This window comes from Streptomyces sp. NPDC047869 (genome assembly GCF_040704065.1).
Lineage (GTDB): Bacteria > Actinomycetota > Actinomycetes > Streptomycetales > Streptomycetaceae > Streptomyces.
Map to the genome: position 1 here is coordinate 188,583 of NZ_JBEYRK010000007.1, position 20,812 is coordinate 209,394.

The 20,812-nt window shown below is 72.0% G+C and carries 15 protein-coding genes; 8 read left to right on the forward strand and 7 right to left on the reverse strand.

Annotated features, from left to right (window positions below; translation table 11 throughout):
- From AB0924_RS12325 to AB0924_RS12350, 6 genes are all read right to left on the reverse strand, one after another.
- Positions 1 to 1,305, reverse strand: a complete 1,305-nt coding sequence (locus AB0924_RS12325) for a M20/M25/M40 family metallo-hydrolase (protein WP_366911327.1) — start codon at positions 1,303 to 1,305, stop codon at positions 1 to 3.
- Positions 1,298 to 2,131 (reverse strand): M55 family metallopeptidase, encoded by an 834-nt coding sequence (locus AB0924_RS12330; RefSeq protein ID WP_366911328.1) that lies wholly within the window; start codon positions 2,129 to 2,131, stop codon positions 1,298 to 1,300. Before AB0924_RS12330 ends, AB0924_RS12325 begins: the two co-directional genes overlap by 8 nt.
- Before the next feature lie 75 nt (positions 2,132 to 2,206).
- Complete coding sequence (locus AB0924_RS12335; protein ID WP_358927783.1) at positions 2,207 to 2,926, reverse strand: class I SAM-dependent methyltransferase; 720 nt, start codon at positions 2,924 to 2,926, stop codon at positions 2,207 to 2,209.
- A gap of 139 nt (positions 2,927 to 3,065) precedes the next feature.
- A complete protein-coding gene (locus tag AB0924_RS12340) occupies positions 3,066 to 5,543 on the reverse strand; it encodes a SpoIIE family protein phosphatase (RefSeq protein ID WP_366911329.1) in 2,478 nt (825 codons plus the stop codon).
- A 153-nt stretch (positions 5,544 to 5,696) separates the two neighbouring features.
- Positions 5,697 to 8,111, reverse strand: a complete 2,415-nt coding sequence (locus AB0924_RS12345) for an MFS transporter (RefSeq protein WP_366911330.1) — start codon at positions 8,109 to 8,111, stop codon at positions 5,697 to 5,699.
- A gap of 173 nt (positions 8,112 to 8,284) precedes the next feature.
- Entirely contained in the window at positions 8,285 to 8,728 is a 444-nt protein-coding gene (locus AB0924_RS12350) for an SRPBCC family protein (RefSeq protein ID WP_358927777.1), read from the reverse strand.
- Between the two features lie 135 nt (positions 8,729 to 8,863).
- Here AB0924_RS12350 and AB0924_RS12355 point away from each other — a divergent pair, with 135 nt between their 5' ends.
- The 3 genes from AB0924_RS12355 (at position 8,864) to AB0924_RS12365 (ending at position 12,285) form a co-directional block, all read left to right on the forward strand.
- Positions 8,864 to 9,904, forward strand: a complete 1,041-nt coding sequence (locus AB0924_RS12355) for an Rv2578c family radical SAM protein (RefSeq protein WP_358927775.1) — start codon at positions 8,864 to 8,866, stop codon at positions 9,902 to 9,904.
- A gap of 183 nt (positions 9,905 to 10,087) precedes the next feature.
- A complete protein-coding gene (locus AB0924_RS12360) occupies positions 10,088 to 11,659 on the forward strand; it encodes an alpha/beta hydrolase (RefSeq protein WP_366911331.1) in 1,572 nt (523 codons plus the stop codon).
- A gap of 101 nt (positions 11,660 to 11,760) precedes the next feature.
- Positions 11,761 to 12,285, forward strand: coding sequence for a GNAT family N-acetyltransferase (locus AB0924_RS12365; protein WP_358927770.1), 525 nt, complete (start codon positions 11,761 to 11,763; stop codon positions 12,283 to 12,285).
- A 7-nt stretch (positions 12,286 to 12,292) separates the two neighbouring features.
- Here AB0924_RS12365 and AB0924_RS12370 read toward each other — a convergent pair whose 3' ends face one another.
- Positions 12,293 to 12,874, reverse strand: coding sequence for an adenylosuccinate lyase (locus tag AB0924_RS12370; protein ID WP_358927768.1), 582 nt, complete (start codon positions 12,872 to 12,874; stop codon positions 12,293 to 12,295).
- Positions 12,875 to 13,249: 375 nt separating this feature from the next.
- Here AB0924_RS12370 and AB0924_RS12375 point away from each other — a divergent pair, with 375 nt between their 5' ends.
- The 5 genes from AB0924_RS12375 (at position 13,250) to AB0924_RS12395 (ending at position 20,808) form a co-directional block, all read left to right on the forward strand.
- Complete coding sequence (locus tag AB0924_RS12375) at positions 13,250 to 15,055, forward strand: 3-hydroxybutyryl-CoA dehydrogenase (RefSeq protein WP_358927766.1); 1,806 nt, start codon at positions 13,250 to 13,252, stop codon at positions 15,053 to 15,055.
- 136 nt (positions 15,056 to 15,191) lie between these two features.
- Complete coding sequence (locus tag AB0924_RS12380; RefSeq protein WP_358927764.1) at positions 15,192 to 16,013, forward strand: TetR family transcriptional regulator; 822 nt, start codon at positions 15,192 to 15,194, stop codon at positions 16,011 to 16,013.
- 432 nt (positions 16,014 to 16,445) lie between these two features.
- Positions 16,446 to 17,783 (forward strand): crotonyl-CoA carboxylase/reductase, encoded by a 1,338-nt coding sequence (gene ccrA, locus AB0924_RS12385; protein WP_358928083.1) that lies wholly within the window; start codon positions 16,446 to 16,448, stop codon positions 17,781 to 17,783.
- A 17-nt stretch (positions 17,784 to 17,800) separates the two neighbouring features.
- Positions 17,801 to 19,849 (forward strand): protein meaA, encoded by a 2,049-nt coding sequence (locus tag AB0924_RS12390; RefSeq protein ID WP_358927762.1) that lies wholly within the window; start codon positions 17,801 to 17,803, stop codon positions 19,847 to 19,849.
- Entirely contained in the window at positions 19,846 to 20,808 is a 963-nt protein-coding gene (locus AB0924_RS12395) for a CoA ester lyase (protein WP_161291613.1), read from the forward strand. Before AB0924_RS12390 ends, AB0924_RS12395 begins: the two co-directional genes overlap by 4 nt.
- The last annotated feature ends 4 nt before the right edge of the window (positions 20,809 to 20,812 follow it).

The window sequence follows — 20,812 nt, forward strand, 5'->3', positions numbered from 1 at the left end:
CTAGGCCGTCCGCAGGAACCGGTCGAGGACACGGACACCGAAGTGCAGCGCCTCGACGGGGACGCGCTCGTCGACGCCGTGGAAGAGCGCCTGGTAGTCGAGATCCTCGGGGAGCTTCAGCGGTGCGAAGCCGTAGCCGGTGATACCGAGCCGCGAGAACTGCTTGGCGTCCGTGCCGCCTGACATGCAGTACGGCACCACGTGCCCCTCGGGCGCGAACTCCTCGACGGCCGCCCGCATCTTCGCGTAGGTGGGCGAGTCCAGGGGGGCCTGCAGGGCGACCTCGTGGTGGGCGAACTCCCACTCCACGTCCGGCCCGGTGAGCCGGTCGAGGGTGGCGCGGAACTCCTCCTCGCCGCCCGCGAGATACCGTCCGTCCACGTAGGCCACCGCCTCGCCCGGGATGACGTTGACCTTGTAACCGGCGTCCAGCATCGTCGGGTTGGCGCTGTTGCGGACGGTGGACTCGACCAGCTTGGCGGCCGGGCCCAGCTTCCTCAGCAGCCCGTCCACGTCCTCGAAGTCGGCGTCGACGCCGTACAGGGCGGCGAGTTCGCCGAGCGCGGCCCGCACGGTCGGGGTGAGCCTGAGCGGCCACTCGTGCTCGCCGATGCGGGTGACGGCGGCGGCGAGCCGGGTGACCGCGTTCTCCGTGTTCACCTTGGAGCCGTGTCCGGCCCGGCCGCGCGCGGTCAGCTTCAGCCAGCCGGTGCCCCGCTCCCCCGCTGCGATCGGGTAGATCTGCCGCCCGGAGCCGTCGTGGAAGGTGAAGGCGCCCGACTCGCTGACACCCTCGGTGCAGCCTTCGAACAGCTCCGGGTGCTCGTCGGCGAGGAACCCGGAGCCGTCCTCGGCGCTGGCCTCCTCGTCGGCGGTGAACGCGACGACGACGTCCCGGCGGGGCCGTACGCCCTGCCGGGCCCAGGAGCGGACGACCGCGAGGATCATCGCGTCCATGTTCTTCATGTCGACGGCGCCGCGGCCCCACACCACGCCGTCTCGGATCTCACCCGAGAACGGGTCGACGCTCCAGTCGGCGGCCTCGGCCGGCACCACGTCGAGGTGGCCGTGCACCAGCAGCGCGTCGGCGGACGGGTCGGTGCCCGCGATCCGGGCGACCACATTGCTCCGCCCCCGGGTCCGCTCCAGCATCAGGGGTTCAAGGCCCGCCCCGGCCAGCCGCTCGGCCGCGTACTCGGCCGCCGGCCGCTCCTGGCAGTCGCCGCCGCCCCGGTTGGTGGTGTCGATGCGGATCAGGCCGGAGGTGAACTCCACCACCTCGTCCAGGGCCTGCTGGTCAGCCATACTGCTCCTCCACTGCGGCCGAGACGATCGTGGTGACCGCCTTGAAGGTACGGATTCCCTCGTACATGGTGTCGCTGGTGTACGCCACCTTGCGCTCGCCGACGCGTGCCACGCCCGGCACGACGGTCGCGGCCATCGCCAGGTGCTCGGCGTCGAACTCGACGGCGACCGCGAACGGGCCGCCCCGCACCGGCTCGTACCGGACGGCGAGCCGTGCGGCCTCCTTGGCCGCGGCGCGGATGTCGGTGGCGGTGCGGGCCGGAGTACGGCAGACCGCCGCGTACCGGGACACATGGTCCTTGACCGCGACCTTCAGCGCCTCGGGCGCGTACCCGAGGGCGTCCTCGCAGGCCAGGTCGTCGCCGGTGACGAGCACGACGGGGACGCCGTACTCGGCGACGACGTGCGCGTTGAGCAGACCCTCGCTCGCGCGGACGTCGTTCACCCACACCCCGGTGATCTGGTTCGCGAGGTAGGTGTGGGCGAGGACGCCCTCCATGCCGGCGCCCGCGTGGTAGCCGATGAACGCGATGCCGTCGACGTCGCCGTGCTGGACGCCCTCCACCATGGAGAGCGACTTGTGCCGGCCGGTGAGCATCTCGACCCGCTCGTCGAGCTGCTCCAGGAGCAGGTTGCGCATGGTCCAGTGGGCCTCGTTGACGAGCACCTGGTCGGCGCCGCCGTCGAAGAAGCCGAGCACGGCGGCGTTCACGTCGGAGGTGAACATGGACCGGCACCGCTCCCACTGCGGCGTCCCCGGGAGCACGTCGGCCGGCCAGGTGACGCCGGTGGCACCCTCCATGTCCGCACTGATGAGGATCTTCATGCACCGCACGTTACGCGGTGCCCCGGGGCGGCGGCTACGACCCCCGTGCGCAGGACCGCCGGCCCCGGGACCTCGTCACTTGCCGGCGAGCACGAACCAGCGGGCGGGCAGGTCGATGCGGGTGCCGTCGGCCAGGTGCTCGGTCTGCGGCACGGTGGTCTCGCCGGTGGCCAGGATCTCGAGGCCGGCCTCGCCGAGCAGGCGCGGGATCTCCTCGTCGTCGGCGTCGGCGGGCTTGAGGCCGTGGTGGAAGACCCGGCGCAGCTTGGGCCCCGGCCCCTCGGGCCCGCCGGCGGCCAGCTTGAGGACGTCGCGGGATCCGGACGTCAGCTCGACGACGAACGCGCGTCCGTCGGTGCCGAGGAGCTCGGCGACCGCGGCGGCCACCGCGGCGCGGGCGTGCGGCTCGCTCTGGTGGATGACGGCGCGCATGTAGACATTGCTGTCGCCGAGCCGCTCGTGCAGCTCCCGTACGGCGCCGGTGTCGGTCAGGTCGAGCTGCTGGAACTCGACCGGGCCGCCGTTCGTGGCGCGCCGGGCGTGCTCGACGGCGGCGTGCGAGAGGTCGACGCCGACGGCGCGGGCGAACCGGGTGGCGAGGAAGCGCGTCTGGGTGCCGTTGCCGCAGCCGAGGTCCACTATGGCGCGCCCGGTGTCCGCGTACGGCAGGAGCAGCGCGCTGTGCGGCTCGGCACTCAGGGACGGGTCGGAGTCCCAGATCGCCTCTCCCGTCCCGTCGGCGGTCTCCCGCCAGTAACTCTCCCAGGAGTTGCGGTAGTTGTCCGAGACGTTCATGGCGGTCTCCCCACGGTCGGTTGCGTGATCGGGATATCGCGACCGCCGTGTGCGGGGCAAGGGGCTGGAGGTCGCCTTCACCGGATGTACGGACCGCGGCCATCGCCGGGGGCGCTCGGAGCAGACGGCGCGCCCCGGTTCATCGCCCTTCGGTGAGGCCCTGTTCGAACCAGACGGTCTTGCGGTGGCCGGTGGCGCTGGCGCCCCACTCGCGGGCGAGTCTGCTGACCACCCGCAGCCCGCGCCCGGCCTCGTCGTACGGCCCCGCGGCGAGCATGCTGGGCAGGGCGGGCTCGTCGTCCGTGACCTCGAACAGCAGCGCGTCGGTGCGGACCACTCGGAGTCCGACGCGCCCGCCCCCGCCGTGCCGTACGGCGTTGGTGACGGCCTCGCTGACCAGCAGTCGCGCCGTCTCCACGGCCTGCGGCAGATCCCAGTCCAGCAGCCGGTCGCGGACCAGGCCCCGGGCCCGGGCGACCTCGCGCGGGTCCGCGTCGAAGTGCCAATCGGCGACGTGGTCGCCGGGGATGCCGTTGAGCCGGGCCATGAGCAGGGCGACGTCGTCCTTGCGGCCGCCATGGGTGTTGAGGGCCCGGATGATGGTGTCACAGGCGTCGTCCATGGAGGCCGCGGGATGGGCGGCGGACTCGCAGAGCGCGGCCAGGCCCTCGCCGATGTCGGAGCCGCGCACCTCGACCAGGCCGTCGGTGCACAGCACCAGCCGGTCGCCGGGCGCGACCCGGACGACGGTGGCCTCGAAGGGGACACCGCCCACGCCTATGGGCGCGCCGGTCGGCAGGTCGAGCAGTTCGCTGCGGCCGTTCTCGGCCCGCACCAGCACGGGCGGGATGTGCCCGGCGTTGGCGAGGTGCAGTTCGCCGCGGATCGGGTCGTAGACCGCGTAGAGGCAGGTGGCGAGGTAGTTCTCGCCGAGCCGCCGGGCGAGGTCGTCGAGGTTGCGCAGCAGTTGGGCGGGCGGGGTCTCCATGGTGGCCATGGTCTGTACGGCCGTGCGCAACTGCCCCATCATGGCGGCCGAGTTCAGCCCGTGGCCCATGACGTCGCCGACCACGAGGGCGGTGCGGGAGCCGGGCAGCTTGATGGTGTCGAACCAGTCACCGCCGATCCGGCCGAGCCGGGTGCCGGGCAGGTAGCGGGTCGCCACGTCGCAGCCCGCCATCCGCGGGGTGACCTGCGGCAGCATGCTGTCCTGCAGGGTGTCGGCGACGTTCTCCTGGTACGTGTACATACGGGCGTTGTCGAGCACCAGGCCGGCGCGGGCGGCCAGTTCGGCGCCCGTGGTGCGGTCCATGTCGTCGAACGCGGCGCGGTCCGGGCGGCGCATCAGCACCATGAAGCCGAGGACGACGTTGCGCGCCTTGAGCGGCACGATCAGCAGGGAGCGGCCGCTGATGAGCGGCCTGAGGTCGCGCTTCTCGAACTCGCCGGCGATGCGGCCGGACAGCTCCTCGGTGACCCTCGGGATCAGCACCGGCTCGCCCGTCACCATGCACTTGTAGAACGGGGTGTGCTCGGGGAAGGCGAAGGTCTCGCCGACCGGCACGGTGTCGTCCCAGCGGCCCGGTTCGTCGTTGTGCTCGACCCAGACCCGGTGCATCACCGTGCTCGCGTCCGGCGGGCCGTCCGGGAAGCCCTCGCCGGCGAGCACCGCGGAACGCAGATGGGTGCCGGCGAAGTCCGCGAAGCGGGGGACGGCGGCGCTGGTGACCTCGCGGATGGTCTCGCCGAGGTCGAGCGAGGTGCCGATGCCGGAGCTGACCTCGTTGAGGAACTCCAGCCGCTCGCGCACGGCGGCGTACTCCAGGTCCCGTTCGGCTCCGGCCGGGATCACGGGCGCGGTCCGCTGCTGCGGTACGACGGCCTCGGCGCGGCTGCGGCCGGGGCGGCGCGGCACACCCCAGTAAGGGGTGACCGGCACCCGGTCGAACTGGCTGAACTCCAGGACGGGATAGCCGAGTTCGAGGATCTGGGAGACGATGCGGCCGCTGAGGTCGGGGCCCATGCTGGGCAGGATCTCGGGGAGCCGCCGCTCGAGTTCGTCGGAGGCGGGAAGTTCGGTGTGGCGGGCGAAACCGGGCGAGATGTGCTCGGCCGTCTCGTCGTCGTAGCCGCGCTCCTCGCGCAGCCGGGCGGCGTCGGCGGCGAGCACCAGCAGCCGGAACGGGCCGGGGCCGACCAGCGGGTAGGCCCACCAGAGCACGTCGATCCGCTCGCCGTCGGCCGCCCCGGCACCGGAACTCGCGTCCCTGTGCGGGAACTGGCGGGCCCGGCCGGCCGCCGGGTAGGCGGTACGGCCGCCGAGCGAGGACTCCAGGTCGGGGCCGAGGCCGTCGTACGTGTCGTAGGGGCCGTAGGCGTCCGGCGCCGCGTCGGCGTGCGGGTCGTCGGAGAGCGCGCCGGATACCGGCAGCAGATCCACCGCGGGGCGCCCCACGGCGTCCTCCCGGCCGACACCGAACAGACGGCCCGCGCCACTGCTCCAGTGGGACACCAGGCCGTCGCGGTCCACGACCACGACGGCAAGCGGAATCCGGCCCGCCGCGGCGTCGTCGGCGCCGCGGCCGGGAGGTGTGTCCCGCTCGCTGCCATGGTCCATGGCCCCGGCCCTCTCTCCCCACGGCTGTTCGCAAACGATCTGTGCCGCCCGCCACTACGGTACGGCGGCGGCCGGTCGCGATGTGCGGCAATCCGGGAATTGATGTCGCCGGACCGCCCCGGCGCGCAGCTCAGCGCCCTGCGTGCGCCCCCGTCAGTCCTCGTGGCCGAGTTGGAGATCCCGCTCCGTGCGGCCGCCGCCGGCGACCTGCAGGACGGTCGCGACCGGCGGGTAACCCGCGGCGATGACCGTGTACTCGCCGGAGGACAGGTCCACGAACCGGAACGCTCCGTCGGCTCCGGTGGTGAGGGTGTCCACCACGTTCCCGGCGGCGTCCAGGAGCGTGACGCGGGCGTCCTCCACCGGACGGCCGCCGCTCGCCCGGACGGTGCCCCGCAGCACGGCGCCGCCCGAGAGTTCGACGTCCTGCCGGGTCTCCCGGGCGGCCTGCACGGTGACCGGGAGCGCGGCGGGCCGGAAGGCGGGCGCGCTGGCGGCGAGGGTGTACTCGCCCGCCACCAGCTCGGTGATGACGTAACCGCCCTCACGGCCGCTGCGGGTGCTGGCGACGACCTCGCCGTGCACGTTGGTGAGGGTGACGGTGGCGTCCCGGACGGGGCTGCCGTCGGCGGTGAGCACGCTGCCGGCGAGGCGTCCGGCGCCGCCGAGGACGACGTCGAGTTCGACGGGCCGTTCGCCGACGGTGACGGAGACGGCCTGCGGCTGGTGGCCGCCTGCGGCGGCGATCAGCACGTACGAGCCGACGCCGGGCGTGGCGAGGGCGTAGCGCCCGTCGTCACCGCTCGCACCGCGCCCGATCTGCTGGCCCGCGACGTCGATGAGGGTGAGCGCCGCGCGGGGCACCACGGTCCCGTCGGGATGCTGCACCGTGCCGCAGACGGGCACTCCGGCGGCGTACGGCGAGCGGGACGCCGCGGCCGGGGGCTGCTGGTGGCGGGCCTGCGGGATGGGGGTGGCCGGGGACGCGGGCCCGGTTTCGGCGGCGTTGTGGGACACCAGCGGTTTCTCCTTGAGGAAGAAGGCGATGAGCAGGCCGAGGACGAGCACCGGGACCAGGTAGAGGAAGATCCGGGGCATCGCGTCGGCGTAGGCGCGGATGTAGGCGTCGCGCAGCGCCGGTGGCAGCGCGTGCACGAGCTGCGGGGTCAGGGACTCGGGGTCGGGCAGTCCGGCGCCCGCGCGCGGCGGCAGTTCGCGCCGCAGGGCGTCGGTGAGCCGGCCGGCGAAGAGCGTGCCGAAGACGGCGGCGCCGACGCTGCCGCCGATCTGCCGGAAGTAGTTGTTGGCGCTGGTGGCGGTGCCGAGGTCGGCGGGGCGCACGGAGTTCTGCACGGCGAGCACCAGGACCGGCATCACCAGGCCGATGCCGGCGCCGAGGACGGCCATCCAGACGCTGTAGTACAGCCGGGGCGTGTCCACCTCGAGCCGGGACAGCAGCCACATGCCGACGGCGGACAGGGCGCCGCCGAGGACGGGGTAGAGCTTGTACCGCCCGGTGTGGCTGATGAGCTGCCCGCCGATGATCGAGGCGCCGACGATGCCGGCCATCATGGGCAGCATCAGCAGCCCGGACTCGGTGGCGCTGGCCCCGTCGACCATCTGCAGGAAGGTCGGCAGATAGCTGGCGGCGCCGAACAGCGCCACACCGATCACCAGGCCGACCAGGCCGGTGACGTTGAAGACGGAGTCCCGGAACAGGCGCAGCGGGATGAGGGGTTCGGCGGCGAAGTGCTCGGCGACGAGGAAGAGGACGGTGGCGGCCAGGGCGCCCGCGCCGAGGCCGAGGATCTCCCGTGAGCCCCAGGCGTACTCGGTGCCGCCCCAACTGGTGAGCAGCACCAGGCAGGTGGAGGCGGCGGCGAGCAGCAGCGCGCCGGGCACGTCGAGCCGGGCGCGGACGCGGGGCCTGGGGAGTTTGAGGACGGCGCTTACCACGGCGAGGGTGAGCAGGCCGAAAGGGACGTTGATGTAGAAGCACCAGCGCCAGGAGAGATGGTCGGTGAAGTAGCCGCCGAGCAGTGGACCGGCGACGGAGGCGACACCGAACGCGGCGCCGATCAGGCCCATGTAGCGGCCGCGCTGCCGGGGCGGCACGATGTCGGCGATGATCGCCTGCACCCCGATCATCAGCCCGCCCGCGCCGACGCCCTGCACGGCGCGGAAGGCGATGAGCTGGTCCATGGTCTGCGCCCGTCCGGCGAGCGCGGAACCGGCCACGAAGACCAGGATGGCGAACTGGAAGACGCCCTTGCGGCCGAAGAGGTCACCGAGCTTGCCGTACAGCGGCAGGCCGATGGTGGCGGTGAGCAGATAGGCGGTGATCGCCCAGGACATCTTGTCCAGGCCGTGCAGCTCGCCGACGATCTTCGGCAGCGCGGTGGCGACGATCATCTGCTCCAGCGCCGCGAGCAGCAGCGCCAGCATCAGCCCGAGGAAGACCAGCCGCACCTGCCGGGCGCCGAGTTCGGCGGTCCGGGGTGGTGGGGGCGCGGGTGTCCCGGGGGGTGCCGCGACCGGCTCGTCCCGCACCAGAGTCGTCCCGCCCACGTACCGCTCCCCTCGTCGCACCTGTCACACAATCGCCGCGCGAGACGACAACTGCGGACAAGTACGGCGAGTTACGGCACAAGCTCGGACGGGATGCGATTCCACTCGAACCGGTGAGGGACACAACACCCGGTCGGCAGGCGGCGTTTGGGGTCAGCCGCGGACGCGCCCGGTCACTTCTCCACTTCGCGCGCCAGGTTGGCGAGGACGGCGTCGTAGATCCGGCCGAGGCCCTTGGGCGCGAAGGTGCGCTCGAAGAAGCCGCCGATGCCGCCCGCGCCCTGCCAGGTGGTGGTGACGACGACCCGGGAGCCCCCCTCGCCGGCGGGGGTGACGCGCCAGGTGGTGACCATGGAGGAGTTGCGGTCCTTCTCGACCAGCTCGCCGTCGGTGGGCTCACTGACCTCCAGCAGGCAGTCGCGCACCCGCTTGCTGGTGGCCTGGAGCTTCCAGTGCACGAGGGTGCCCTCCCCGTCACCGCCCTCGCGCACCTCGTACTCGCTGAAGTGCTCGGGCAGCAGCCGCTGCCGTGTGCCGCTGTAGTCGGCGAGGGCGTCGAACACCTTCTCCGCGTCCGCCGCGACGACCCGCTCCGTAGTGGCCTCGACCTGCGCCATTGCGTTCCTCCAGGACCTGTTTTCTCGAAGTGGGAGCAAGCCAACCACCCCGGTGCCCGGCCGCCCAAATCGGGGGTCGCACGATCATGGGAACAGATGTTCTATTCTGTGCGGCAGTGCTACCGAGGAGGCCTCATGCGCTGGGAGAACCTCACCGGCGAGCCCGAACACCGCCGGGCCGACCCGGCCCTGTTCGGCGCGGACGCGGTGACCACCCGCACCTTCGACACGCCCGAGTTCCGGGGGATCACGTTCCACGAGGTCCGGGCGCGCTCGATCCTCAACCGGGTGCCGGGCGCCTCCCGGATGCCGTTCGAGTGGACGGTGAACCCGTACCGCGGCTGCACGCACGCGTGCGTCTACTGCTTCGCCCGCAAGACGCACGGCTACCTGGACCTCGACACGGGCATCGGCTTCGACACCCAGATCGTGGTGAAGGTGAACGCTCCCGAGCTGCTGCGCCGTCAGCTCGCCTCGCGCCGCTGGCAGGGCGACCACGTGGCGATGGGCACCAACGTCGACTGCTACCAGCGCGCCGAGGGCCGCTACCGGCTGATGCCGGGCATCATCTCGGCCCTCACCGAGCACGCGAACCCCTTCTCGATCCTGACCAAGGGCACCCTGATCCTGCGCGACCTGGAGCTGCTGACCCGGGCCGCCCGGGTGACGGACGTCGGCATCTCGGTCTCGGTGGGCTTCATGGACACCGGGCTGTGGCGCACCGTGGAGCCGGGCACTCCCGCGCCCGAGCGGCGGCTGGACGTGGTCCGCGTCCTCGGCGAGCACGGCATCGGCTGCGGGGTTCTGATGGCACCGGTCATCCCCTTCCTGAGCGACCACCCGGACCGGCTCCGCGAGACGGTGCGGGCGATCGCGGCGGCCGGGGCCACCTCGGTGACGCCCCTGGTGCTGCATCTGCGGCCCGGCGCGCGGGAGTGGTTCATGGCCTGGCTCGGACAGCACCACCCGCACCTGGTACGCCGCTACGAGCGGCTGTACGCGGAGGGCGCCTACGCGCCCAAGTGGTACCAGCGCCGCATCACCCGCCAGGTGCACGACCTCGCCCAGGAGTACGGCATCGGCCCCACGCGCGCGGGCGCGGCCCGGCGGATCCGCCCGGCCGAGGCGGCCGAGGCGCCCGCCCCCGCGGAGCCGACCCAGCTCACCCTCCTCTGAGGGCGCCGGACTCCGGGAGCGTCGGACTCCGCGAGCGTCGGACTCCGGGAGCGTTGGAGGGCATCCCTCGGCCCAATTGGGTCAAGTATCGACAGAACGGGTTCCGCAGGGCGTCGATTCCGGGACGATCCGGCGAGGACCGTGATCACACGGTTCGCGTCACCCTCCGTCCCGGGAGGACCCATGAGGACACGCGCAGCCGTGCTGTGCGCAGCCGCCGCCATGGTGGCGGGCTCGGTCACGGCCGTCCCCGCCCAGGCGGCCCCCACCGCTCCGGCGCCGAAGCTCAGCTGGAAGAAGTGCGGCACCGACGACTACCCGGCCCTGCAGTGCGCGTCACTGAAGGTACCGCTGGACCACGCGCGGCCGTCCGGCCGGCAGATCACGCTCGCCCTGTCCCGCGTCCCGCACACCGCCCCGACCTCCCAGGGCCCGCTGCTGGTCAACCCCGGCGGCCCCGGCGGCAGCGGTCTCAGGCTCGCCGGCTACGTCGCGTCGGCGCTGCCGAAGTCGGTGGCGGCCCAGTACGACGTCATCGGCTTCGACCCGCGGGGTGTCGGGAAGAGCACGCCCGCGCTGGACTGCTCGAACGGCCGCTTCGCGCCGGTGCGGCCCGACACCGTGCCCGCCACACCCGCGCTGGAGCGGACTAACCTGGAGCGCGCCCGGTCCTTCGCCGCCGCCTGCGGCCGCAAGTACGCGGACGTGCTGCCGTACATCGACACCGTCGACGCCGTCCATGACATCGACGCCGTCCGCCGGGCCCTGGGCGCGCCGCGCATCAGCTACTTCGGGTACTCGTACGGCACTTATCTGGGCGCGGTGTACGCCAAGCTCTACCCCGAGCGGGTACGGCGTCTGGTGCTGGACTCGGTCGTGGACCCGACGGGCGTCTGGTACGAGGACAACGTCGGCCAGGACTACGCCTTCGACACCCGCCACCGGGCCCTGATGGCCTGGACCGCCCGGCACGACGCCACGTACCGGCTGGGCAAGGACCCCGCGAAGGTCGAGGCCAAGTGGTACGCGATGCGGGCGGCCCTGGCGAAGAAGCCGGCCGGCGGCAAGGTGGGCGCCGCCGAACTGGAGGACGCCTTCATCCCCGGCGGCTACTACAACGGCTACTGGCCGCACCTCGCGACGGCGTTCGCGGCCTATGTGAACGAGGGCAGGACCGGGCCGCTGGTGAAGGCGTACCAGGACTACGGCGCCGTGGACGGCCCGGGCGACAACGGGTACAGCGTCTACGCGGCGGTGCAGTGCCGTGACGTGTCCTGGCCGCGTGACTGGAACCGCTGGCGGACGGAGACCTGGGGGGTGTACGCGAAGGCGCCCTTCATGGCCTGGAACAACGCCTGGTACAACGCACCGTGCGCGTTCTGGCCGACCGGGTCCAAGCGGCCGGTGGACGTCGCCAACACGAAGCTGCCGCCGGCGCTGCTGTTCCAGGCGACCGACGACGCGGCGACGCCGTACGCGGGCGGGGTGGCGGCCCACCGGCTGCTGGCCGGTTCCCGCCTGGTGGTCGAGGAGGGCGGCGGCAACCACGGCATCAGCCTCAGCGGCAACGCGTGCCTGGACCGGTACCTGGCCGACTACCTGTCCGACGGCAGGCTCCCGCGCCAGGGCGGCACGGCCGGTACGGCCGACGCGGTGTGCGAGAGGACGCCGGACCCCGAGCCCCCGGCGGACAAGGCGGCCCCGACGGCCTCTCGGGGCGCGGAGCTGCACCGGCTGCTGGGCTTCCGCGGCTAGGCCTTGTCCGCAGCCTCACGATCGGCCCGGCCGGCCCCGCGCCGGCCGGGCCGCCGGAAATTCACGGGCGCCGGGCGGAGCGGGCTCCTTAGGGTGCGGTCATGGACGACCCCTCCCTCCGCATCCGCCCGATGACCCTCGACGACTGCGACCGTGTCTCGGAGATCCGTGTCCGGGGCTGGCGGCACGCCTACCGCGGGCTCATGCCGCAGCCGTATCTGGACGCGCTCAGCGTGGCGCGGGACGCCGAGCGGCGGCGGACCTGGTTCGCGCAGGGGAACGGCGCCGTGGTGAACCTGGTCGCCGAGCGGGGCGGCGAAGTGGTCGGCTGGGCGGCGTACGGGCCGTACCGCGACGGTGAAGTGCGCACCGCCGACGCCGAGTTGTACGCCATCTACCTCGACCCGGACCATCTCGGGACCGGAGTGGGGCGGGCACTGCTGGCGGAGTCGGTCGAGCGGTGCGCCGGGTACCCGCGCATGTTCCTGTGGGTGCTGAAGGAGAACACGCGCGCCCGCCGCTTCTACGAGCGGGCCGGCTTCCGCCGGGACGGCGCCGAGGAGCCCTTCGAGGCGGGCGGCGAACTCGTGCCCGAGGTGCGGTACGCCCGGACGCTGGGCGGCTGACCCGGCGTCACTTCCGGTCCTGGCGCGGGATGCGCGCCAGCGCGCGTACCGCCGCCTCGGCGAGGGCCGGGTGCGCCAGGGCCTCGCCCAGCACCCGCCGGGCGCGGGCGTCGCCGAGGGCGCCGAGACCGTCCACGCAGGCGAGGGCCACCCGCCGGTAGGGGTCGTGCGGGCGCAGCCGGCGCTCCAGGGTGGCGATCAGCGCGGGTACGGACTCCGGGGCGCGTAGCTCGACCAGGAGCCGTACCGGGTACAGGGCGTAGGCGACGCGCAGTTCGTTGGTGGCGAGGGCCGCCGCGGCACGGGCCGTACGCGGGTCGCCGAGCCGGGCGAGAGCGTGGGCGGCGGCGGCGCAGCGGGGCGGGTCGCGGTGGTTGAGCAGCAGCACGAGCGCTTCGAAGGCGCGCCGGTCGCCGGCCCGGCCCAGCCGGAACGCGGCCAGTTCCCGGGCCCACAGCGGCTGTCCGGGCGCGGTGAGCACCCCGGCCAGTTCGTCGTGGTCCCCGGTCGTCAGCAGCCGCTCGTAACCGGGCGAGCCGTGCGACTCCTGCCGTAAGCGTTCCGTGAGCGATCGCAACTCTTCGTCCACGGGGCCAGCGTAGGCCGGTCGCCGGCGCGGAGGGAGCTACATCACAAAGTCGGCTCCGGCGCGGGGCTGGCGCGCTCGTTACTGGCCGGTTAAGCTCAGACGAGCGAGTTACCCACTCGCTGTTCGCTCACGACGGTTTGGTGACGCAGCCGTCGTGCGCCGGTCGGTTCGGTACCTCGGTACCGCAGTACGACCCGGCTTCGGGACAGAGCCGGTCGGATTCCGCCGTTCCCGGGCGTGTGCACGCCCGCGGTTCCGGCACCGGGCGTGTGCGCCAGCAGCCCGGCAACACCCGCACTCCACTCCGCCCCGGTGTGCGCCTTCGGGCGCACCCGGCGCGTTCCCAGTCGTCACCCTCATTCCTGGAGTCCCGCGATGGCCACTCCCCTGTCCGACACCCCTCTGTCCCCGCTCAAGACGATCGCCGTCGTCGGCCTCGGCACCATGGGCACCGGCATCACCGAGGTCCTCGCCAAGGCGGGCCGCGAGGTGATCGGCATCGACGTCGCCGAGGCCCAGACCGCACGGGCGCTCGCCGCCCTGGAGGCCGCCACCGCCCGCGCCGTCGAGCGCGGCCGGCTGACCGAGCAGGACCGCGCCGGCCTCCTGGCCCGGGTCCGCCTCTCCACCGACCTGCGCGCGGCGGCCGACGCCGACCTGGTCATCGAGGTGGTCCCGGAGTCGTACGAGATCAAGCACCAGATCTTCCGCGAGCTGGACGGCATCGTGCGTCCGGAGACCATCCTGGCGACCGGCACCAACGCGCTGTCCGTGACCCGTCTCGCCGCCGACTCCGCGCGCCCCGAGCGCGTGCTGGGCCTGCACTTCTTCAACCCGGCCCCGGCGATGAAGCTGGTCGAGGTCGTCTCCTCGGTGCTGACCGCGCCGGCCGCGGTCGCCGCGGTCACGGATCTCGCGATCGAGCTGGGCAAGGAGCCGGTCGCGGTCGGCGACCGCCCCGGGTTCGTCGCGGACGGGCTGCTCTTCGGCTACCTCAACCAGGCCGCCGCGATGTACGAGGCGAAGTACGCCTCCCGCGAGGACATCGACGCCGCGATGCGGCTCGGCTGCGGCCTGCCCATGGGCCCGCTGGCCCTGCTGGACCTGATCGGCATCGACACCGCGCGCACCGTCCTTGACGCCATGTACGCCGAGTCCCGCGACCGGCTGCACGCCCCCGCCCCGATCCTCAAGCAGCTCAGCGAGGCGGGCCTGACCGGCCGCAAGTCCGGACGCGGCTTCTACACCTACGAGGCGCCGGGCAGCGCGACGGTCGTGCCGGACCCGCTGACGCCGGCCGCCGGCGCCGACGGGGCCGAGGGGCGTCCGGTCCGGTCCGTCGGTGTCGCGGGCTCGGGCACCATGGCCTCCGGCATCGCCGAGGTCTTCGCCAAGGCCGGCTACGAGGTCGTCCTCGCCGCCCGCAGCGAGGAGAAGGCGCTGACGGCCAAGGCCCGTATCGGCAAGTCGCTTTCGCGCTCTGTCGACAAGGGGCGGATGACCGCCGAGGCGGCCGCCGAGACCCTGGGCCGGATCACCCCGGCGGGCTCCTACGACGCCTTCGCCGACGTCGACCTGGCGGTCGAGGCGGTGGCCGAGGACCTGGAGGTCAAGCGGCAGCTCTTCGCGGCGCTGGACAAGGTCTGCAAGCCGGGCGCGGTGCTGGCCACCACCACCTCCTCGCTGCCCGTCGTCGCCTGCGCCCGTGCCACCTCGCGCCCGCAGGACGTGATCGGCATGCACTTCTTCAACCCGGCCCCGGCGATGAAGCTGGTGGAGGTCGTGCGCACGGTCCTGACGGCCGACGACGTGCACGCCACCGTCCGCGAGGTCTGCGGGCGGATCAGGAAGCACGCCGTGGACTGCGGCGACCGGGCCGGCTTCATCGTGAACGCGCTGCTGTTCCCGTACCTCAACAACGCGATCAAGATGGTCCAGGAGCACTACGCGACGCTGGACGACATCGACGCGGCGATGAGGCTCGGCGGCGGCTACCCCATGGGCCCGTTCGAGCTGCTGGACGTGGTCGGCCTGGACGTCTCGCTGGCGATCGAGAAGGTGCTGCACCGCGAGTTCCGCGACCCGGGCCTGGCCCCGGCGCCGCTGCTGGAGCACCTGGTGGCCGCGGGCTGCCTCGGCCGCAAGACCGGCCGCGGCTTCCGCGAGTATGCCCGCCGCTGACGGCGTCGGCGACTGGTCCCGCACGGAGACGGACTGGGGCGGACTGCTCGGCCCAGCGGGAACTCCCCCGCCCCTCGCGGGCGGGGGATCCCCCGGACCTGCGCATTCTGCCGCGCACATGCAGTACGTTCGGGTCATGCCCCAGCCCGCCAAGTCCTCACGTACACCAGCCACGCCCGACGCGCCGGAAAGTGCCGCAGGCAGTCGCGCCGCCGCCCAGCGGCTGAAAATGCGCCGGGAACTGGCGGCCGCAGCGATGGAACTGTTCGCGACCAAGGGGTACGAGGCGACCACCGTCGACGAGATCGCGGCCGCGGCCGGGGTCGCGCGCCGCACGTTCTTCCGCCACTTCCGCTCCAAGGAAGAGGCGATCTTCCCGGACCACGACGACACCCTGATCCGCGCCGAGGCGGTCCTCAACGCCGCCCCCGCGCACGAGCATCCGCTCGACACGGTGTGCCGCGGCATCAAGGAGGTCATGAGGATGTACGCGGCCCGGCCGGAGATCTCGGTCGCCCGCTACAAGCTCACGCGCGAGGTGCCCACCCTGCGCGAGGCCGAGATCGCCTCGGTGGCCCGTTACGAGCGCCTGTTCACCCGTTATCTGCTCGGCCACTTCGACGAGCACGCGCACGCCGACGACGCCAACGACGACCCGCTGCTCGCCGAGGTCGCCGCCTCCGCCGTCGTCACCGCCCACAACCACGTCCTCAGGCGCTGGCTGCGGGCCGGCGGCCAGGGCGACGTGGAGGCACAGCTCGACCACGCCTTCGCCATCGTCCGCAAGACCTTCGGCACCGGCATCGGCGCCGGACGCGGCCCGGCCCCCGGCCCGGCGACGACCATGGCGCCGGCGACGGTCTCCGCGCACGGCGAGGTCCTGGTGACGGTCGCCCGCACCGACGCCCCGCTCGACGAGGTCATGCGCACCATCGAGGAGGCGCTCAAGGAGCGCTGAGGCACCGCGTGCCCTGTGAGGACGGCCACCCTTCGGGGTGGCCGTTTTGGCATGCCAGGGGCCCTTTTCGGAGAGATTTAAGAGCCCGTTCGATCGATCATCGCTCATTTGTTACGTAAAGATTTCATCTGAGAGCAGCTTCTGGCACTCAGTGCCTTGCGGCATGACACGCGGTGTCATACGTTGAAGGGAGTCCGGGCGGCCGGCGCGCAGAGACCATTCGTGCGTCGGCTGTCCCCGCAAGCCGGACGGCCTGCGCGCCCGGACGCCTGCGTCACAGGCAACCTCCCGCGCCACAAAGCGCTGCCGAAGCACCACCCCCGCCGAACCGACGGCACACCCTCAAAACCCTCAGCAGCACTCCCAGCAGCACCGACGATCCCCCAGCGCCCCTCCCTCAGGGCGCTCACCGCCGGAGGCAACACCGTGACCGTGAAGGACATCCTGGACGCGATCCAGTCGAAGGACGCCACGTCCGCCGACTTCGCCGCCATGCCGCTCCCCGAGTCGTACCGCGCGATCACCGTCCACAAGGACGAGACGGAGATGTTCGCGGGCCTGCAGACCCGCGACAAGGACCCGCGCAAGTCGATCCACCTGGACGACGTGCCGCTGCCCGAACTGGGTCCGGGCGAGGCCCTGGTGGCCGTGATGGCCTCCTCGGTCAACTACAACTCGGTGTGGACCTCGATCTTCGAGCCGCTGTCCACCTTCGGGTTCCTGGAGCGCTACGGCCGCACCAACGAGCTGGCCAAGCGCCACGACCTGCCGTACCACATCATCGGTTCCGACCTCGCCGGCGTCGTCCTGCGCACCGGCCCGGGCGTCAACGCCTGGAAGCCCGGTGACGAGGTCGTGGCCCACTGCCTGTCCGTCGAGCTGGAGTCCTCGGACGGCCACAACGACACGATGCTCGACCCCGAGCAGCGCATCTGGGGCTTCGAGACCAACTTCGGCGGCCTGGCCGAGATCGCGCTGGTGAAGTCCAACCAGCTGATGCCGAAGCCGGGCCACCTGAGCTGGGAGGAGGCCGCGGCCCCGGGCCTGGTGAACTCCACCGCCTACCGCCAGCTGGTCTCCCGCAACGGCGCCGGCATGAAGCAGGGCGACAACGTCCTCATCTGGGGCGCGAGCGGCGGCCTGGGCTCCTACGCCACCCAGTTCGCCCTCGCCGGCGGCGCCAACCCGATCTGCGTCGTCTCCAGCGAGCAGAAGGCGGACATCTGCCGCTCCATGGGCGCCGAGTCGATCATCGACCGCAACGCCGAGGGGTACAAGTTCTGGAAGGACGAGAACACCCAGGACCCGAAGGAGTGGAAGCGCTTCGGCAAGCGCATCCGTGAGCTGACCGGCGGCGAGGACATCGACATCGTCTTCGAGCACCCCGGCCGCGAGACCTTCGGCGCCTCCGTGTTCGTCACCCGCAAGGGCGGCACCATCACCACCTGCGCCTCGACCTCGGGCTACATGCACGAGTACGACAACCGGTACCTGTGGATGTCGCTGAAGCGGATCATCGGCTCGCACTTCGCGAACTACCGCGAGGCCTGGGAGGCCAACCGCCTCATCGCCAAGGGCAAGATCCACCCCACCCTGTCGAAGGTGTACTCCCTGGAGGACACCGGCCAGGCGGCCTACGACGTGCACCGCAACCTCCACCAGGGCAAGGTCGGCGTGCTGTGCCTCGCCCCCGAGGAGGGCCTGGGCGTGCGCGACGAGGAGATGCGCGCCGAGCACATCGACGCCATCAACCGCTTCCGGAACATCTGAGGACCCGGAGGTCATAGATGACTGAGCGTCAGCCCTCCGGATCGCGGAGGGAGAAGGACCGGCCGTGGCTCATGCGCACGTACGCCGGTCACTCCACGGCGGAGGCGTCCAACGAGCTGTACCGGCGCAACCTCGCCAAGGGCCAGACCGGTCTGTCGGTGGCGTTCGACCTGCCGACCCAGACCGGCTACGACCCCGACCACATCCTCGCTCGCGGCGAGGTCGGCCGGGTGGGCGTGCCCGTCTCGCACCTCGGTGACATGCGCCGGCTGTTCCAGGACATCCCCCTGGAGCAGATGAACACCTCGATGACGATCAACGCCACCGCCATGTGGCTGCTGGCGCTCTACCAGGTCGTCGCCGAGGAGCAGGGCGCGGACATCACCAAGCTCCAGGGCACGACCCAGAACGACATCGTCAAGGAGTACCTGTCCCGCGGGACGCACGTCTTCCCGCCGGGGCCCTCGCTCCGCCTGACGACGGACATGATCGCGTACACGGTCTCCCACATCCCGAAGTGGAACCCGATCAACATCTGCAGCTACCACCTGCAGGAGGCCGGGGCCACGCCGGTGCAGGAGATCGCGTACGCGATGTCCACCGCGATCGCCGTGCTCGACGCCGTGCGCGACTCCGGACAGGTGCCGCAGGAGCGCATGGGCGACGTGGTGGCCCGCATCTCCTTCTTCGTCAACGCGGGCGTCCGCTTCGTCGAGGAGATGTGCAAGATGCGGGCGTTCGGCCGCATCTGGGACAAGGTCACCCGCGAGCGGTACGGCATCGAGAACCCCAAGCAGCGCCGCTTCCGCTACGGCGTCCAGGTCAACTCGCTCGGCCTGACCGAGGCGCAGCCGGAGAACAACGTCCAGCGGATCGTGCTCGAGATGCTGGCGGTCACCCTCTCCAAGGACGCCCGCGCGCGTGCCGTGCAGCTCCCCGCCTGGAACGAGGCCCTGGGCCTGCCCCGGCCGTGGGACCAGCAGTGGAGCCTGCGCATCCAGCAGGTGCTCGCCCACGAGAGCGACCTGCTGGAGTACGAGGACATCTTCGAGGGCTCGCACGTCATCGAGGCGAAGGTGAACGCCCTGGTGGAGGAGTCCCTCACCGAGATGGACCGGATCCAGGAGATGGGCGGCGCGATGGCCGCCGTCGAGTCCGGCTACCTCAAGGCGCAGCTCGTCTCCTCGCACGCCGAGCGGCGGGCGCGGATCGAGTCCGGCCAGGAGAAGATCGTCGGCGTCAACATCTTCGAGACGACCGAGCCGAACCCGCTCACGGCCGACCTGGACACCGCGATCATGACGGTCGACCCGGCGGTCGAGGCCCGCGTCGTCGCCTCGCTGGAGAACTGGCGGGACACCCGCTACCAGCCGCCCTTCAACCACCCGCGCCCCTGCAAGGCCCTGGACCGGCTGAAGGAGGCCGCCAAGGGCACCGGCAACCTGATGGAGGCCACGCTGGAGTGCGCCCGCGCCGGGGTCACGACCGGCGAGTGGGCGGGCGCCCTGCGCGAGGTGTTCGGCGAGTTCCGGGCGCCGACCGGAGTGTCCTCCGCACCGGTGGCCGTCACCGCCGAGGCCGGCTCGGCCATGGCCGAGGTCCGCGCCAAGGTGGACGCCACCGCCCGCGATCTGGGCGTCGGCAAACTGCGCTTCCTGGTCGGCAAGCCCGGCCTCGACGGTCACTCCAACGGCGCCGAGCAGATCGCCGTCCGCGCGCGCGACGCCGGCTTCGAGGTGGTCTACCAGGGCATCCGGCTCACCCCCGAGCAGATCGTGGACGCCGCCCTGGCCGAGGACGTCCACGCCGTGGGCCTGTCGATCCTGTCCGGCTCGCACGCGCAGCTCGTACCGGACGTGCTGGAGCGCCTGCGTGTGGCCGGTGCCACAGATATACCGGTGATCGCAGGTGGCATCATCCCGAACGGTGACGCCGAAGAGCTCCGGGCCGCCGGTGTGGCCGCGGTGTTCACCCCGAAGGACTTCGACATCACCGGGATCATCGGCCGCATAGCCGACGAGATCCGGAAAGCGAACAAGCTCGACCCCCTGGAGGTCCCCGCATGACGACAGTCAACCGCCTTCGCCCCCGCCGCTCCTGCCTGGCGGTACCGGGAAGCAACCCGCGCTTTCTGGAGAAGGCCCAGGGCCTCCCCGCCGACCAGGTCTTCCTGGACCTGGAGGACGCGTGCGCGCCGCTCGCCAAGCCCGAGGCGCGGCACACCATCGTCAAGTTCCTCAACGAGGGCGACTGGACCGGCAAGACGCGCGTCGTGCGGGTGAACGACTGGACGACCGAATGGACGTACCGGGACGTCGTCACGGTCGTCGAGGGGGCCGGCCAGAACCTCGACTGCATCATGCTGCCGAAGGTGCAGACGGCCCAGCAGGTCGTCGCGCTGGACCTGCTGCTGACCCAGATCGAGAAGACGATGGGCTTCGAGGTCGGCAAGATCGGTATCGAGGCGCAGATCGAGAACGCCCAGGGTCTGAACAACGTCAACGAGATCGCGCAGGCCTCCCCGCGCGTCGAGACGATCATCTTCGGCCCGGCCGACTTCATGGCCTCCATCAACATGAAGTCCCTGGTCGTGGGTGAGCAGCCGCCCGGCTACCCGGCGGACGCCTACCACTACATCCTGATGAAGATCCTGATGGCCGCCCGCGCCAACAACCTCCAGGCGATCGACGGCCCCTACCTCCAGATCCGCAACGTGGAGGGCTACCGCGCGGTCGCCCAGCGCGCCGCGGCGCTCGGTTTCGACGGCAAGTGGGTGCTGCACCCGGGCCAGGTCGAGGCGTCCAACGAGATCTTCTCGCCGTCGCAGGAGGACTACGACCACGCCGAGCTGATCCTGGACGCGTACGACTACTACACGTCCGAGGCGGGCGGCAAGAAGGGCTCCGCGATGCTCGGCGACGAGATGATCGACGAGGCCAGCCGCAAGATGGCCCTGGTCATCTCGGGCAAGGGCCGTGCCGCCGGCATGCAGCGCACCAGCAAGTTCGAGATCCCGGAGGCCTGAGCGC

Bases quoted from the DNA above. Each gene is read 5' to 3' on its own strand.
- AB0924_RS12325 (WP_366911327.1), bottom strand. From the start codon at position 1,305: ATGGCTGACCAGCAGGCCCTGGACGAGGTGGTGGAGTTCACCTCCGGC.
- AB0924_RS12330 (WP_366911328.1), bottom strand. From the start codon at position 2,131: ATGAAGATCCTCATCAGTGCGGACATGGAGGGTGCCACCGGCGTCACC.
- AB0924_RS12335 (WP_358927783.1), bottom strand. From the start codon at position 2,926: ATGAACGTCTCGGACAACTACCGCAACTCCTGGGAGAGTTACTGGCGG.
- AB0924_RS12340 (WP_366911329.1), bottom strand. From the start codon at position 5,543: ATGGACCATGGCAGCGAGCGGGACACACCTCCCGGCCGCGGCGCCGAC.
- AB0924_RS12350 (WP_358927777.1), bottom strand. From the start codon at position 8,728: ATGGCGCAGGTCGAGGCCACTACGGAGCGGGTCGTCGCGGCGGACGCG.
- AB0924_RS12355 (WP_358927775.1), top strand. From the start codon at position 8,864: ATGCGCTGGGAGAACCTCACCGGCGAGCCCGAACACCGCCGGGCCGAC.
- AB0924_RS12360 (WP_366911331.1), top strand. From the start codon at position 10,088: ATGAGGACACGCGCAGCCGTGCTGTGCGCAGCCGCCGCCATGGTGGCG.
- AB0924_RS12365 (WP_358927770.1), top strand. From the start codon at position 11,761: ATGGACGACCCCTCCCTCCGCATCCGCCCGATGACCCTCGACGACTGC.
- AB0924_RS12375 (WP_358927766.1), top strand. From the start codon at position 13,250: ATGGCCACTCCCCTGTCCGACACCCCTCTGTCCCCGCTCAAGACGATC.
- AB0924_RS12380 (WP_358927764.1), top strand. From the start codon at position 15,192: ATGCCCCAGCCCGCCAAGTCCTCACGTACACCAGCCACGCCCGACGCG.
- AB0924_RS12390 (WP_358927762.1), top strand. From the start codon at position 17,801: ATGACTGAGCGTCAGCCCTCCGGATCGCGGAGGGAGAAGGACCGGCCG.
- AB0924_RS12395 (WP_161291613.1), top strand. From the start codon at position 19,846: ATGACGACAGTCAACCGCCTTCGCCCCCGCCGCTCCTGCCTGGCGGTA.